General features: G+C 68.5%; 16 protein-coding genes. 11 read left to right on the top strand and 5 right to left on the bottom strand.

The window, feature by feature from the left end; all coding sequences use genetic code 11:
- From Q7P21_RS13895 to Q7P21_RS13880, 4 genes are all read left to right on the top strand, one after another.
- Positions 1 to 188, top strand: a 188-nt coding sequence (locus Q7P21_RS13895) for an amidase family protein (RefSeq protein WP_304177541.1), incomplete at its 5' end; no start/stop codon positions are given.
- A gap of 66 nt (positions 189 to 254) precedes the next feature.
- Positions 255 to 1,742, top strand: coding sequence for a triacylglycerol lipase (locus tag Q7P21_RS13890; protein ID WP_304171300.1), 1,488 nt, complete (start codon positions 255 to 257; stop codon positions 1,740 to 1,742).
- Positions 1,743 to 1,856: 114 nt separating this feature from the next.
- The gene (locus Q7P21_RS13885) at positions 1,857 to 2,513 is read left to right on the top strand and encodes an outer-membrane lipoprotein carrier protein LolA (RefSeq protein WP_304171302.1); all 657 of its coding nucleotides are present in this window, start codon (positions 1,857 to 1,859) and stop codon (positions 2,511 to 2,513) included.
- A 201-nt stretch (positions 2,514 to 2,714) separates the two neighbouring features.
- Positions 2,715 to 3,521, top strand: coding sequence for an exodeoxyribonuclease III (locus Q7P21_RS13880; RefSeq protein ID WP_304177539.1), 807 nt, complete (start codon positions 2,715 to 2,717; stop codon positions 3,519 to 3,521).
- 7 nt (positions 3,522 to 3,528) lie between these two features.
- Here the strand turns inward: Q7P21_RS13880 and Q7P21_RS13875 are convergent, their stop codons facing one another.
- Entirely contained in the window at positions 3,529 to 4,215 is a 687-nt protein-coding gene (locus tag Q7P21_RS13875) for a response regulator transcription factor (RefSeq protein WP_304171312.1), read from the bottom strand.
- Between the two features lie 56 nt (positions 4,216 to 4,271).
- On the opposite strand from Q7P21_RS13875, the gene Q7P21_RS13870 reads away from it, so the two are divergent.
- Complete coding sequence (locus tag Q7P21_RS13870) at positions 4,272 to 4,778, top strand: L,D-transpeptidase (RefSeq protein ID WP_304171306.1); 507 nt, start codon at positions 4,272 to 4,274, stop codon at positions 4,776 to 4,778.
- Here the strand turns inward: Q7P21_RS13870 and Q7P21_RS13865 are convergent.
- Positions 4,769 to 5,434: a YggS family pyridoxal phosphate-dependent enzyme gene (locus tag Q7P21_RS13865; protein ID WP_304171308.1), complete on the bottom strand. Its 666-nt coding sequence runs from the start codon at positions 5,432 to 5,434 to the stop codon at positions 4,769 to 4,771. The genes Q7P21_RS13870 and Q7P21_RS13865 overlap by 10 nt on opposite strands.
- Before the next feature lie 22 nt (positions 5,435 to 5,456).
- Between Q7P21_RS13865 and Q7P21_RS13860 the strand changes: the two genes are divergently transcribed.
- Positions 5,457 to 6,038, top strand: a complete 582-nt coding sequence (locus tag Q7P21_RS13860) for a thiamine phosphate synthase (protein ID WP_304177537.1) — start codon at positions 5,457 to 5,459, stop codon at positions 6,036 to 6,038.
- Here Q7P21_RS13860 and Q7P21_RS13855 read toward each other — a convergent pair.
- Positions 6,028 to 6,408, bottom strand: coding sequence for an NtrZ family periplasmic regulatory protein (locus Q7P21_RS13855; RefSeq protein ID WP_304177536.1), 381 nt, complete (start codon positions 6,406 to 6,408; stop codon positions 6,028 to 6,030). The genes Q7P21_RS13860 and Q7P21_RS13855 overlap by 11 nt on opposite strands.
- Before the next feature lie 287 nt (positions 6,409 to 6,695).
- Between Q7P21_RS13855 and Q7P21_RS13850 the strand changes: the two genes are divergently transcribed.
- The 5 genes from Q7P21_RS13850 (at position 6,696) to Q7P21_RS13830 (ending at position 12,200) form a co-directional block, all read left to right on the top strand.
- Complete coding sequence (locus Q7P21_RS13850) at positions 6,696 to 7,190, top strand: DUF3576 domain-containing protein (protein ID WP_304169045.1); 495 nt, start codon at positions 6,696 to 6,698, stop codon at positions 7,188 to 7,190.
- A gap of 143 nt (positions 7,191 to 7,333) precedes the next feature.
- Positions 7,334 to 9,922, top strand: a complete 2,589-nt coding sequence (leuS, locus tag Q7P21_RS13845) for a leucine--tRNA ligase (protein WP_304177535.1) — start codon at positions 7,334 to 7,336, stop codon at positions 9,920 to 9,922.
- A 2-nt stretch (positions 9,923 to 9,924) separates the two neighbouring features.
- On the top strand, positions 9,925 to 10,449 hold the full coding sequence (lptE, locus tag Q7P21_RS13840; RefSeq protein ID WP_369685432.1) for an LPS assembly lipoprotein LptE: 525 nt from the start codon (positions 9,925 to 9,927) through the stop codon (positions 10,447 to 10,449).
- A 10-nt stretch (positions 10,450 to 10,459) separates the two neighbouring features.
- Positions 10,460 to 11,512, top strand: coding sequence for a DNA polymerase III subunit delta (gene holA, locus Q7P21_RS13835; protein ID WP_304169050.1), 1,053 nt, complete (start codon positions 10,460 to 10,462; stop codon positions 11,510 to 11,512).
- Between the two features lie 13 nt (positions 11,513 to 11,525).
- Entirely contained in the window at positions 11,526 to 12,200 is a 675-nt protein-coding gene (locus Q7P21_RS13830) for a hypothetical protein (protein ID WP_304177533.1), read from the top strand.
- 229 nt (positions 12,201 to 12,429) lie between these two features.
- Here the strand turns inward: Q7P21_RS13830 and Q7P21_RS13825 are convergent, their stop codons facing one another.
- Positions 12,430 to 13,311 (bottom strand): ParB/RepB/Spo0J family partition protein, encoded by an 882-nt coding sequence (locus tag Q7P21_RS13825; RefSeq protein ID WP_304177531.1) that lies wholly within the window; start codon positions 13,309 to 13,311, stop codon positions 12,430 to 12,432.
- Positions 13,312 to 13,318: 7 nt separating this feature from the next.
- Positions 13,319 to 13,988 (bottom strand): ParA family protein (locus Q7P21_RS13820; RefSeq protein ID WP_304177530.1); only part of this gene is annotated, 670 nt, incomplete at its 5' end.

Genomic DNA, 13,988 nt, shown 5'->3' with positions numbered 1-13,988 from the left:
GGGCCGCCAACTATCTGGACCTGCCGGCCGCCAGCCTGCCCTGCGGCCTGACCGACCAGGGTCTGCCCGGCGGCCTGCAGATCATGGGCCAGCCCCGGGACGAGGCCACGGTGGTCGCCCTGGCCCAGGCCTTCGAGGCCGTGTCGGGCTGGAACCATCGCCGACCGGAGCTGTCAGGCTTCCGCTGACCGCTTGCCAGCGGCGCGCGCGCGCGAGATGCTCAACCCCTGAGGACAATGGGGCGGAGAACGACCATGGCGGGCAGACTGGCGATCCTTCACGGCTGGAGCGACACCTCCGCCTCCTTCCAGCCGCTGCGCGACTGGCTGGGCGCCCACGGCCACCCGACCACCGACATCTGGCTGGGCGACTACATCTCGCTGGATGACGATGTCAGGGTCGAGGACGTGGCCAAGCGGATGAAGGTGGTGATCGACGGGCTGATGTCCGACGGGACGCTCGCCCCCAGCTTCGACCTGATCGTCCATTCCACCGGGGCCCTGGTGGCGCGGGAATGGATGACGACCTGCTATCCGGATGGCGGCGGCTGTCCGGTCAAGCGCCTGGTCATGCTGGCCCCGGCCAATTTCGGCTCCCGGCTGGCGGCGATCGGCAAGAGCATGATCGGCCGCCTGGTCAAGGGCATCACCAACCGGCTGGAGACCGGCCAGGAGATGCTGAACGCCCTGGAACTGGCCTCTCCCTACCAGTGGAACCTGACCCGCCGCGACCTGCTGCAGCCGCCGGAACAGGCGCGGGCGGGCGAGACGGCGGTCAGCCCCTTCGGCGGCGGCCAGGTCTGGCCCTTCGTCATCATCGGCACCCGGGCCTATGACACCGGGCTGCAGCAGATCGTCAACGAGGACGGCTCCGACGGCACGGTGCGGGTCCCGGCCGGCAATCTGAACGTGGTCGGCATGACCCTGGACTTCTCCAGGCCCAACCCAGCCGGCGGTCCGGAAATTCGAGCCTGGCCCTCGCGGACCGGCGACCTGAAGATCCCCCTGGCGGTCCTGCCGGAGCGCGACCATGGGGAGGTCACCCATCCCGAGACCAACGGCCGGGCCGGGGCGGTCACCGGCGCGCGGCTGGGTCAATTGATCCTGCAGGCGCTCGGTTGCGCCAGCCCGGCCGACTATGCGGCGATCCACCAGGACTGGGAGGCGATCACCACCGCGACCGGCGCCCTGGGCGATTTCGACAGTGAGGACGACCCGGCCTATCAGGCGGCGCGGAACGCCGTGTTCGAGGGCCAGGACAACCCCGGCCCCGAACATTTCCACCGCTACCTGCAACTGATCGTCAAGGTCACCGACGACTATGGGAACCTGGTGAAGGACTACTTCCTGGAATTCTCCGATCCGGGAACCAAGAGCAGCCAGTCCCGCGACCGGACCGTGATCACCTTCCACAAGGACGTGCTCGAGGACGTCCACAACAACTCGACCTCATCGGCCTATCGCTGTCTGTTCGTCGACCACACCGACCTGATGAAAATCTTCTATGACCAGAACGCGGCCCTGGCGGTCGCCATCTCGGCGGCGCCTCCGGGGCGCAATGTGAAATACTTCGATTCCGCCAAGGAGATGGCGCTCGGCCGCGTCGAGCTGCACGCCGAGAACCTTCAGGCCCGCGAGGCCCTGACCCAGACCCGCATCTTCCGCAACCAGACCCACTTCATCGAGGTGATCATCCCGCGTCGGCCCATCGACAAGGTGTTCCGCCTGTCGCAACCCGGCTGACGCGATCCGTCAGACGACGCGGAACAGCGGCGCTCATCGCCCGTTCAGGACGGTCGCCCTATTGACGCCGTCGCGCGGCCATAGGCGTCTGCGCTGGAATCCGGAGCCTGGTCCATGAGCCTCACCCGTCGCCATCTCGCCCTCGGCCTGGCCGCCCTGCCGGCGCTCGGCCTGCCCGGCGCCGCCCTGGCCCAACGGCCGGGGTTCGCCCCGCTCTCGGCGGAGGACCGGGCCCTGGTCGACAAGGCCGCCGCCTATCTGCAGGACCTGACCGAGGCCAAGGCCCGCTTCGTCCAGACCGACATGCGCGGGACCATGACCCAGGGATCGCTCTATCTGAAGCGGCCCGGCAAGGCCCGCTTCGCCTATGAGGCGCCCTCCGGCCTGCTGGTGGTGGCCGACGGGGCCAATGTCTCGATCGCCGATTCCCGGCTGAAGACCTTCGACCGCTATCCGTTGATGGCCACGCCGCTGTCGATCTTCCTGGCCCGCCAGATCCGCCTGGACCGGGGCGTGGTGGTGCGCAGCGTCTCGCGCATGGCCGACGGGTTCTCGCTCACCGCCCGCGACGGCCGCAAGGAAGCCGAGGGGGAAATCACCCTGACCTTCTCCAGCGATCCCATCGCCCTCGTGGGCTGGTCGGTGACCGACGCCCAGGGCGGCGCGACCCGTATCCGCCTGACCAACCTGGAGAAAACCAGCGGCCTGGCGCCGTCGCTGTTCGTGCTCAACGACCCCCGGCCGAAGGCGGTCGGACGGGCTCGAATGTGACAATCGGACAACACGCAAGATTTTGTATCGCGTTAATTGACCTTTCATTCTGCCAGTGGCAATAATGCCACGCATGACGCCAGTGCGAGCCGGCGTGATCCGTGCCGGAACCTATCCCCTCCCGGCCGCGGCATGAGAGACATCACTACGCCCGGGCTTCTCCAGTGCCCGGGCGTTTTCTTTTGGGCTAAAGCCTCTGGCATGCGCCTTCGTATCTGCACCTGGAACGTCAACTCCGTCCGCCTGCGCGCCGAGCAGGCCGCCCGCTTCGTGGCCGAACAGGCCCCCGATGTCCTGTGCCTGCAGGAGATCAAATGCCAGGAGGCCGAGTTCCCGCGCGGCGCCTTCGAGGAGATGGGCCTGCCGCACATCCGCATCGCCGGCCAGAAGGGCTGGCACGGGGTGGCCATCGCCTCGCGCCATCCGATCGAGGACGCGCCGAAGCTCGCGGTCTGCCGCGAGGGTCACGCCCGGGTGGTGGGGGTGAAGGTGGCCGGCGTCGAGATCCAGAACTTCTACATCCCGGCCGGCGGCGACATCCCCGACCGCGCCGAGAACCCGAAGTTCGACCACAAGCTCGACTTCTTCGAGAAGCTGACCGCCGAGATGGCGACCCGCGATCCGACCGCCCCCCTGGCCATTGTGGGCGACCTGAACGTGGCGCCGGGCGAATATGACGTCTGGAGCCACCGGCAGATGCTCAAGACCGTCAGCCATACTCCGCCGGAGATCGCGGCCATGGCCGCCCTGAAGACCAGCCTGGGCTTCACCGATATCGTCCGCGAGGCGATCCCCGACCCCGAGAAGCTGTTCTCCTGGTGGAGCTATCGCGCCGCCGACTTCCGGGCCTCCAATCGAGGGCTCAGGCTCGACCACATCTGGATCTCGCCGGGCCTGCGCGAAGCGGCCTTCCGCCTGGGCGCGGCGGCGGCCCGGGTGCATGACGACGTCCGAGAATGGGAGCGCCCCAGCGACCACGCCCCGGTCAGCGCGGATTTCGTGGTCTGAACCGCGATCAGGGCGCGAGCCTGTAGCCCCCCGCCTCGGTCAGCAGCAGCTTGGCGTTGGAGGGGTCTGGCTCGATCTTCTGGCGCAGCCGGTAGACATGGGTCTCCAGCGTGTGGGTGGTGACGCCGGCGTTATAGCCCCAGACCTCGGCCAGCAGCTCCTCGCGGCTCACCGGCTTCTCGCCGGCCCGATAGAGGTATTTGAGGATGTTGGTCTCTTTCTCGGTCAGGCGGATCTTCTTCTGCGCCTGATCGACCAGCAGCTTGGCCGAGGGGCGGAACTCGTAGCCGCCCAGGTGGAAGACCGCCCCCTCCGACTGCTCGTGGCTGCGCAGCTGGGCGCGGATCCGGGCCAGCAGCACCGCGACCTTGAAGGGCTTGGTGACATAGTCATTGGCCCCGGCGTCGAGACCGCGGATGGTGTCGTCGTCGGTGTCGGCCGCCGTCAGCATGATCACCGGGCAGGTCACGCCCTTGTCGCGCATCTGGCGACAGGCCTCGCGGCCGTTCATGTCCGGCAGGTCGACGTCCAGCAGGATCAGGTCCGGGCGGCGTTCCACCGCCTCGCGGACGCCGTCGGTGGCCGTGGCCGCCTGGTAGACGGTGAATTCGTCATGGAGCTCGAGCTGCTCGGCGAGTTCGCCGCGCAGATCGTCGTTGTCGTCGACAACGAGCAGGGTCTTGCGTTGTGCCATGGGCGGAAACATGCACCGTGTCGGGCGTCCCCGCCAATCCTTCGAGGAGCCTGGGCGTGATCTTCACGGCGATGTCAGATGGACGCTTCGATCTGGACGGGCGGCAAACCCGTTGCGCCCTGGGAAAGGGCGGGGTGAAGACGGCCGCCGACAAGCATGAGGGCGACGGCGCCTCGCCGCTCGGAACCTGGGCCCTGCGGCGCATCCTTTACCGGCCCGATCGCGGCCCGCCGCCCCTGACCGCCCTCCCCGCCCAGGCCATCGGGCCGGACGACGGCTGGTGCGACGCCCCCGCCGACCCGGCCTACAACACCCCGGTCCGTCTGCCCTACCCGGCCAGCGCCGAGCATCTGTGGCGGGAGGACCATGTCTATGACCTGATCGGGATCTTGGCCTACAACGACGACCCGCCGGTTCCCGGCAAGGGCTCGGCGATCTTCCTGCACATCGCCCGCGACGGCTATACGCCCACCGAGGGCTGCGTCGCCCTGGTCCGAGAGGACCTGTTGGAATTGCTGAAGAAAGCCCGGCCCGGCGACGCCGTGGCGATCGTTCAGGCCTGAGGCGGCGCGCGCCCGCCGAACAGGGCCGAGCCCACCCGCACGCTGGTCGCCCCGAACCGCACGGCGGTCTCGAAGTCATCGCTCATGCCCATGGAGAGCTTGGGAACCCCGTTGCGCGCGGCGATGGCGGCCAGCAGGGCGAAATGCGGCCCGGCCGGCTCGCCCACCGGCGGAATGCACATCAGCCCCTCGATCTCGAAGCCATGGGTCCGGCGCAGGCCCGTGATGAAGCCGTCAGCGTCGGAGGGGATCACCCCGGCCTTCTGCGGCTCCTCGCCGGTATTGACCTGGACATAGAGGCGCGGGGCCTTGGCCTGCTTCTGGACCTCCTCCGCCAGCGCCTGGGCGATCTTTTCGCGGTCGACGCTCTCGATGACGTCGAAGAAGGCCACCGCCTCGCGGGCCTTGTTGGATTGCAGCGGACCGATCAGCCGCAACTCGATCCCGGCCCGCCGCTCGGTCCAGCGCTCCATGGCCTCCTGCACCCGGTTCTCGCCGAACACGGTCTGGCCGGCGGCGAGCACCGGCGCCACCTTCTCCCAAGCCTGTTGCTTGGAGACCGCCACCAGGGTCACATCCGTGCGCGCCCGGCCGGCCGCTTCGGCTGCGCTGGCGATGCGGGCGAGCACGTCGTCAAGGGCGGGGGACGCGGACATTTCGGGCTCAGGCTTCTGGACAGTGGCGAGGACGGCGCAAGCCTTAAGGCGCAAGGCGGTCGCGCGAAAGCCCCTGCCCGCCCTGCTGGCCTTCACGGACCCCCAGCGCACCCCCGATGTCGAGGCCATGGCCCGCGCCCTGCCGCGCGGAACGGCCTTGGTCTATCGGGCCTTCGGCGCCCCCGACGCCCTGGCCGCAGCCCGGCGGCTGAAGGCCATCTGCCGGGCGCGGGGCCTGATCCTGCTGATCGGTGCGGACGCCAGCCTGGCGGCGCGGGCGGGCGCCGACGGGGTGCACCTGCCGGAACGGCTGGCTCACAGGGCGCCGGCGCTTCGCCGCACCTATCCGCATTGGCTGGTCACCGCCGCCGCTCACGGTCCCCGCGCGACCCGGGTTCGGGCCGACGCCGTGGTGGTGTCGGCGATCTTTCCGTCCGCCAGCCCCTCGGCGGGCAAACCCATCGGGACCTTGCGGCTGGCCCAGGTCGTCCGCGGCGCCGCCTCGCCGGTCTACGCCCTGGGCGGGATCAACGACAAAACAGCCCGCAGACTGCTGTCCACGGGCGTGATCGGCATAGCGGCGGTGGAAAGCCTTAGAACTTGAAGGCGGTCTCGAGCTTGACCCGGGGCGCGCTGTCCTGCGGCTCGGTCTGCTTGTAGGTCTGGACGATCTTGTCGCCCAGGGCCACGGCCCCGCCGATCCGCAGGGACGGCGTCACCCGGAAATAGGCCCCGGCCTGAATGTCATTCCATTGCGCGTCACGCCCGACCGGTTGGTCGAGGTTCAGCGTAACCCCCCAGCGCCCCTTGCGCGCGTCCCACTTCAACGACTTGGTCCCTTGCGGGGCCAGGGTCGAAGCGTCGCTGCGCACGGTGAAATCGGTGATCTTCTTCGCCGTCTCGGCATGCGCCGAGGACGCCACGCCCACGAGGAGCGCCGCACCCATCAACGAAATGACCGTCCGGTTGGACATGACCACCTTCTTGGGCCCCCATAGCCCCGACCCCGCCCGTTTTGGGCGAGACCGTTGATCCGGCTTAGGCTTAGGGGGCCGCCAGGGTCAATACGTTCAGACGTCGCAGAGGTCACATTGAGACGGTTCGCTTGCTTCTGTGGCGACCATGCCACGCGATTCCTGTTTGGAGGTTCAAAAGCCGTTGTTATAGAGGGCGCGGCGCGGGGCGGCGCCGCGCGGCGAATTCACCGACGCGGATCAATTGTTGGGAGCGGATACATATGCCGTTTGTGCGCGGAGTCTGGATGCGAGGCGTTGCGGCCGGGGCGATGGCCCTGAGCGTGGCGGCGCTTGGCGCCTGCTCAAGTGGTCCGGGCCCCCGGACCTTCCAGACCCAGGAGCCTGGCGGCTTCAATCCTCTTCACCTGCTGGGCGGCGGTGGCGCCAAGGCTTCGACGCCGGGCGACCAACCGGCCATCGGCGTCAACGGCTATCTGTGGCGCGCCACGCTGGACACCTTGTCCTTCATGCCGCTGTCCTCGGCCGACCCCTATGGCGGCACGGTGATCACCGACTGGTACACCAACCCGGAAAAGCCGGACGAGCGCTTCAAGTGCACCGTCTACATCCTGGACTCGCGCCTGCGCGCCGACGGCCTGAAGGTCGCGGTGTTCAAGCAGTCCAAGGACGCCGGCGGCGCCTGGGCGGACACCGCCACGGCGGGCCAGACCGAGACGGATATCGAAAACGCCATCCTGACCCGGGCCCGCCAGCTTCGGCTCTCGAACATCCGGGGCTGACACCCCCCAAGCCCTTCCTGAGGCGGGGCGTTCGGGCGACCTTCAAAGACGAAACGGTCGAACGCGCGCCTGCCCGCCAGGTCGCGCGTTTTCCCGTGCGCGCCTGGTTTCCCTATCACCTGAAACCACGCTAAAGCCTGCCCATGGCCCGCTACAATCCGAAAGAGACCGAACCCAAGTGGCGTAACGCCTGGGCTGAGGCTGACGTCTTCCGCGCCGAACCGCCCTCGAGCGGTCGGCCCAAATACTATGCGCTGGAGATGTTCCCCTATCCGTCGGGACGTCTGCACATGGGCCATGTGCGCAACTACGCCCTGGGCGACGTCAAGGCCCGCTACATGAAGGCCAAGGGATTCAATGTCCTGCACCCCATGGGTTGGGACGCCTTTGGCCTGCCGGCGGAGAACGCGGCCATGGAGCGCGGCGTCGATCCGCGCGCCTGGACCTATGACAACATCGCCAAGATGCGGACCGAGCTGAAGCAGCTGGGTCTGTCCATCGACTGGAGCCGTGAGTTCGCCACCTGTGACGAGGCCTATTATGGCCAGCAGCAGGCCTGGTTCCTGGACCTGTGGAAGCGCGGCCTGGTCTATCGGCGCGAGGGCGTGGTCAATTGGGATCCGGTCGACCAGACCGTGCTGGCCAATGAGCAGGTGGTCGACGGCCGCGGCTGGCGTTCCGGCGCGGTGGTGGAGAAGCGCAAGCTGAACCAGTGGTTCCTGCGCATCACCGACTATGCCGACGACCTGCTGGAGGGGCTGAAGACCCTGGACCGCTGGCCGGACAAGGTGCGGACCATGCAGGAGAACTGGATTGGCCGCTCCAAGGGCCTGAGGTTCTCGTTTCCGTTCTCCGATCCGGCCCCGGCGGGCTTCGAGGGCGGGCTGGAGGTCTACACCACCCGGCCCGACACCCTGTTCGGGGCGAGTTTCGCGGGCATAGCGCCGGACCATCCCCTGGCCGAGCAGATCGCCGCCGCCGACCCCAAGGCCGCCGCCTTCATCGCCGAGTGCCGGCGGGGCGGGGCCTCGGAAGCCGAGATCGAGACCGCCGAGAAGATCGGCTATGACACCGGACTGACCGTCGCCCACCCCTTCGATCCCGACTGGAAGCTGCCGGTCTGGATCGCCAATTTCATCCTGATGGACTACGGCACGGGGGCGATCTTCGCCTGCCCGGCCCATGACCAGCGCGACCTGGATTTCGCCCGCAAGTACGGCCTGCCGGTGACCCCGGTGGTGCTGCCGCCCGGCGAGGACGCCTCGTCCTTCCAGGTCGGGGCCGAGGCCTATGTCGGCCCGGGCAGGATCTTCAATTCCCGCTTCCTGGACGGTTTGGACATCGAGGCGGCCAAGGCCGAGGCGATTTCCCGCATCGAAGCCCAGGGCGCGGGCAAGGGCGCGACGGTGTTCCGCCTGCGCGACTGGGGCGTCGCCCGCCAGCGCGGCTGGGGCTGTCCGATCCCGGTGGTCCATTGTGAGACGTGCGGCGTGGTCGCCGTGCCCAAGGATCAGCTGCCGGTCGCCCTGCCCCTGGACCTGGACTTCTCCAAGCCCGGCAACGCCCTGGACCGCCATCCGACCTGGAAGACCACCACCTGCCCCACCTGTGCGGGCCCGGCCCGGCGCGAGACCGACACGCTCGACACCTTCGTCGACAGCTCCTGGTACTTCGCCCGCTTCACGGACCCGACCTCGCCCGAGCCGATCAACCGCGAGGCCGCGGACTACTGGATGCCGGTCGACCAATATGTCGGCGGGGTGGAGCACGCGGTGCTGCACCTGCTCTATTCGCGCTTCATCACCCGGGCCCTGTCCGACGCGGGCATGCTGAGCGCCAAGGAGCCCTTCATCGGCCTGTTCACCCAAGGCATGGTCACCCACGAGACCTATCGCCGCCAAAGCGGCGAATGGCTGGAGCCCGGCGAGGTCGAGATCACCGCCGAGGGCAATAGCCGCCGCGCGGTCATCGTCGAAACCGGCGAGCCGGTGATGATCGGCGACGTCGAGAAGATGTCGAAGTCCAAGAAGAACACCGTCGCCCCGGAAGAGATCTTCGACGTCTATGGCGTCGACGCCGCACGGCTGTTCGTGCTGTCCGACAGCCCGCCGGAGCGCGACACCCAGTGGACGACCGGCGGCGTCGCCGGCGCCTGGCGGTTCGTCAACCGGGTCTGGGACGAGTTCGACAGCCAGCCCGCCACGGTCGCCGCAGCCGATATTGCGGGCGACGAGGCGGCCAAGGCGGTGCAACGCGCCGTCCACCGGCTGATCAAGGCCATGACCGAGGCGATCGAGACCTTCCGGTTCAATTCCGGCATCGCCCGGCTGTACGAATTCCTGAACACGCTGAAGGAGCACAAGGCCGAGGGCGCAAGCCCCGCCCTGCTGGCGGCCCGGGCCGAGGCCCTGTCGGCCTTCGCCCGGCTGATCTCGCCCTTCACCCCCCATCTGGCCGAGGAATGCTGGGCGCGGGTCGGCGGGTCGGGCATGGTGGTGCACGCCCCCTGGCCGGACTTCGACGTCGCCCTCACCGAGGACGCCGTGCGGATCCTGCCGGTCCAGGTCAATGGCAAGCGTCGCGGCGAGATTTCCGCCCCCGCCGGGGCGGAACCCGCCGATGTGGAGAAGTTGGTGCTTGACGATCCCGAGATCACACGGCGCCTAGAGGGCCTGACCATCCGCAAGGTGATCGTGGTCAAGGACCGCATCGTCAATATCGTGGCCGCGTGAGGATGATGACCCGAACCCCGCTCTCCGCCCTGGCGGTCGCCGCCCTCCTCGCCGCCGCCGGCCTCGGCCTGTCGGCCTGTGGCTTCACCCCGCTCTATGGAACCCCTGGCGTGGCCAGCGCCCTGTCGGCGGTGCATGTCACCACCCCGGAGGGCCGGGTTGGCGAACTGATCCGCGAGCACCTGGACGACACCTTGGCGCACAATTCCAATGCGCCCGCCGTCTATCGCATGGACCTGCAACTGGGCGAGGCTCGCTATCCGCGCGGGGTGCGGGTCGACAATGTCGCCACCCGCTATGAATATGTGCTGAGTGCGGTCTACACCCTGGTCTCGACCTCCACCGGCGCGACGGTGAAGACCGGTCGGGTGCGGGTCGAGGTGACCTACGACTCCGCCGACCAGCCCTATGCCTCGATCGCCGCCCAGCAGGACGCCCAGGACCGGGCGGCGGGGGAGGCGGCGCGCAAGATCGAGCTGGAGCTCGCCACCTGGCTGACCAAGCCGAAGACACCCAAGAAGCCTTAAGAGCCGGGGGATGATCCTCGCCCGACGGCCTGATATCGAGCGCTTCCTGGGCCAACCCGACAGGGCGATCCGGGCGGCGCTGATCTATGGCCGCGATATCGGGGTGGTGCGCGACCGCGCCAACCAGCTGACCCTGAAGGTCTGCGACCGGCCTGACGATCCCTTCGACACCGCGCTCCTGACCGATGTCGACATCGAGGCCGAGGCGGGCCGGCTGGAGGGCGAGCTGGCGGCCCAGTCGCTGATGGGCGGGCGCCGGCTGGTGCGGCTGAAGCTGGGCTCCGACAAGGTCGGGCCGGACCGCACAGCGGCCGAGGCCCTGGTCCGGCACATGGCCGGCGAGCTCAATCCCGACGCCTTCTATCTGATCGAGGCCGGCAATCTGGGGCGCGACTCCGGCCTGCGCAAGGCCGCCGAGAAGGCCGCCGCCTGCGCGACCATCCCCTGCTACGAGGACGAACCGGGCGACGTGGCCCGGCTGGTCCGCGAGACCCTGGCCAAGGACAATGTCTCGCTCACCTCCGATGCGCTGGCCATGTTCGTGAGCCGCATGCCCAAGGAGCGGGGGGTGGCGCGGCAGGAGATCGAGCGCCTGGCGCTGTTTCTCGGCCCGGGTTCGGGGATCTCGGCCAGTCCGAAGGACCTCGAGGACTTTCTGGGCGTAGAGCCCGAGGCCTCGCTGTCCGACGCCGCCGCCGACGCCTTTGGCGGCCGGCTCGGCGAGGCCCAGGCTGGCTTGCGCCGCGCGGCCCAGGAAGGGGAGGCGGGTCCCGCCGCCGTCCGGGCGATCGGCAGCTATCTCGGCCGCCTGCGCCGCACCCTGACCCTGGCCAAGAGCGGCGCGGGCCTGCAGGAGGCCGCCAAGGCCTCGGGCGTGTTCTGGAAGCAGGAGCGCGAGTTCCTGCGCCAGGCCAGGAGCTGGACTTTGGCCGAGCTGGACCGCCTGCAGCCGGACGTGCTGGCCGCCGACAAGGCCTGCAAGACCGCCGGCTCCCCGGACCATCTGATCGCCGAACGCCTGGCCCTGCAGATCGCCGGGCGCGCCCGCCGTCTCGGGCTCTAGAGAAGGCGCCGGCATGCTGAATATCCATATCGGCTACGACGGTGACGAGATCGTCGCCTATCACACCCTTTGCCAGAGCATATTGGAGACCGCGTCCCAGCCGGTGCGCCTGACCCCGATCAATCTGCGCAACCTGGCTTCGGTCTTTACCAGGCCTCGCGACGGCCTGCAGTCGACCGAATTCTCCCTGTCGCGGTTCCTGACGCCCTGGCTGTCGGACTATCAGGGTTGGTCGCTGTTCATGGACTGCGACATGCTGGTGCGGGCGGACCTTGCCGAGCTGTTCGCGCTCGCCGATCCCACCAAGGCGGTGATGGTCTGCCAGCACGCCTATGAGCCCCGCGACGCCGTGAAGTTCCTGGGCCATGTCCAGTCGCGCTACGCCAAGAAGAACTGGTCGAGCGTCATGCTGTTCAACAATGCGCTCTGCCGGGCCCTGACCCCGGACTATGTGAACACCGCCTCCGGGCTCGAGCTGCACCAGTTCAAGTGGCTGGAGGACGACGGCCTGATCGGCGCCCTGCCGCTGGCATGGAACTGGCTGGTCGGGGAGTACCCGTTCAACGCCGAAGCCCGCATCGCCCACTTCACCCGGGGCGGCCCCTATTTCCCGGCTTATCGCGACGCCGACTATGCCGACGAGTGGCGCGCCGCCCGCGACCGCACCCTGTCAGTAGGGAAAGGGTAGGGCGCCGTCTCCCAAACGGGGGAGACGGAGAACTATTTGTACGCGGGGGTCAAAAACGCTGATTTCAGCGCGTTTGCGCCGTCTTCCCGCCGGACCGATTTCTCTCGGTTTCAGAACCGCTTAGGGACGGATTTCGGCTTATCCACAGGCGATTGTAGAGAATGGGCCGCCCTTGGCTACGGTCGCGCCGGTTCTGTGCGCCACAGACGCCATTTCCAAGGCGGGTTTTTCAGGCCTTGGTGAGCCGGCGGCAGACCTCGTCCAGCTGCTCCAGCGTCGCATAGCGGATACGCAGCTCGCCGACCCCGCCGCGGTCGAGCACCTCGACCTTCAGGCCCAGGACCTCGGACAGATCGACCTCCAGCGCCTGGGTGTCGGTGTCCTTGGCGAGCGGCGCCTTGGCGGACTTCGGGGCGGCGGATGGACCACCGGCCGACTTGCGGGCCAGGGCCTCGGTCTCACGAACCGACAGGCCCCGGGCGATAACCTGCTCGGCCAGCGCCACCGGATCGGTCGCGCTGAGGATCGCCCGGGCATGGCCGGCGCTGATCTGGCCGCTCAGCACATAGTCGCGGACTTCCGGCGGCAGGTTCAGCAGGCGCACGGCATTGGCGACATGGGCCCGGCTCTTGCCAACCGCGTCGGCGACCTCGCCATGGCTGCGGCCATGGATCTCAACCAGCTGCTGATAGGCGCTGGCCTCTTCGATCGGGTTCAGCGCGGCGCGCTGGACGTTCTCGATGACCGCGATCTCCAGGACCTGGGCGTCGTCGAGGTCGCGGACCAGGGCGGGCAGCTCGTGCAGCCCGGCCAGCTGGCTGGCGCGCCAGCGGCGTTCCCCGGCGACGATCTCGAAATGGCCGTCCATCTCCGGCGCGGCGCGCACCAGGATCGGCTGCAGCACGCCCTTCTCGCGGATCGAGGCGGCCAACTCGGCGATCTCGGTCTCGGCGAAGACCCAGCGGGGCTGCTTCTCATTGCGGTGGATCAGTTCGATCGGGATGTCGCGCAGGCCAGCCGCCGCAGCCGCCCCACCCGTCACCGGCGTTTCCTCAACCTCGCCCAGCAGGGCCGAGAGCCCCCGGCCAAGCCCGCGTTTCTCTGCCATCATAGGATCCTCAGGCGGCTTGGGCGCGGCGATCGCGCTCGCGCGTCACCACTTCGCGGGCAAGCTTCAGATAGGCCTGGCTGCCGGCGCACTTCAAATCATAGACCAGGACGGGCTTGCCGAAGCTCGGCGCCTCCGAAACCCGGACATTGCGGGGGATCACGGTCTGATAGACGGTCTGTCCAAAATGGCTGCGGACATCGCTGGCCACCTGTTCCGACAGGCTGTTGCGCCGGTCGTACATGGTCAGCACCACCCCCTGGATCTCCAGATTGGGGTTCAGGCTGCCGCGCACCAGCTCGATGGTCCGCATCAGCTGGCTGAGACCCTCCAGGGCGAAGAACTCGCACTGCAGGGGCACCAGCACCGCGTCGGCGGCGGCCATGGCGTTGACGGTCAAGAGGTTGAGCGACGGCGGGCAGTCGATCAGCACATAGGTATAGGCGCCCGACTGGCGGATCGGATCGATGGCGTCGCGCAGCTTGAAGGAGCGCCGCGCCTGTTGGCCGAGCTCCAGCTCGACCCCCGACAGGTCCGGGTCGGCCGGCACCAGGTCCAGGCCCGGCAGCTCGGTCTTGACCACGGCCTGGGTGATCGGCACCTCGCCCATCAGCACGTCATAGAGGGTGGTCTTGCGCTGGGCGTGGCGGATGCCGAGCCCGGTCGAGGCATTGCCCTGG

It is taken from the genome of Phenylobacterium aquaticum (assembly GCF_947378715.1).
Classification (GTDB): domain Bacteria; phylum Pseudomonadota; class Alphaproteobacteria; order Caulobacterales; family Caulobacteraceae; genus Phenylobacterium; species Phenylobacterium aquaticum_A.
This window is presented reverse-complemented; position numbering and strand designations above follow the sequence as displayed.

Excerpts from the sequence above, each read along its gene's own strand:
- Q7P21_RS13890 (WP_304171300.1), top strand. The coding sequence starts at position 255 with ATGGCGGGCAGACTGGCGATCCTTCACGGCTGGAGCGACACCTCCGCC.
- Q7P21_RS13885 (WP_304171302.1), top strand. The coding sequence starts at position 1,857 with ATGAGCCTCACCCGTCGCCATCTCGCCCTCGGCCTGGCCGCCCTGCCG.
- Q7P21_RS13880 (WP_304177539.1), top strand. The coding sequence starts at position 2,715 with ATGCGCCTTCGTATCTGCACCTGGAACGTCAACTCCGTCCGCCTGCGC.
- Q7P21_RS13875 (WP_304171312.1), bottom strand. The coding sequence starts at position 4,215 with ATGGCACAACGCAAGACCCTGCTCGTTGTCGACGACAACGACGATCTG.
- Q7P21_RS13865 (WP_304171308.1), bottom strand. The coding sequence starts at position 5,434 with ATGTCCGCGTCCCCCGCCCTTGACGACGTGCTCGCCCGCATCGCCAGC.
- Q7P21_RS13855 (WP_304177536.1), bottom strand. The coding sequence starts at position 6,408 with ATGTCCAACCGGACGGTCATTTCGTTGATGGGTGCGGCGCTCCTCGTG.
- Q7P21_RS13850 (WP_304169045.1), top strand. The coding sequence starts at position 6,696 with ATGCGAGGCGTTGCGGCCGGGGCGATGGCCCTGAGCGTGGCGGCGCTT.
- leuS (WP_304177535.1), top strand. The coding sequence starts at position 7,334 with ATGGCCCGCTACAATCCGAAAGAGACCGAACCCAAGTGGCGTAACGCC.
- lptE (WP_369685432.1), top strand. The coding sequence starts at position 9,925 with ATGATGACCCGAACCCCGCTCTCCGCCCTGGCGGTCGCCGCCCTCCTC.
- holA (WP_304169050.1), top strand. The coding sequence starts at position 10,460 with ATGATCCTCGCCCGACGGCCTGATATCGAGCGCTTCCTGGGCCAACCC.
- Q7P21_RS13830 (WP_304177533.1), top strand. The coding sequence starts at position 11,526 with ATGCTGAATATCCATATCGGCTACGACGGTGACGAGATCGTCGCCTAT.
- Q7P21_RS13825 (WP_304177531.1), bottom strand. The coding sequence starts at position 13,311 with ATGATGGCAGAGAAACGCGGGCTTGGCCGGGGGCTCTCGGCCCTGCTG.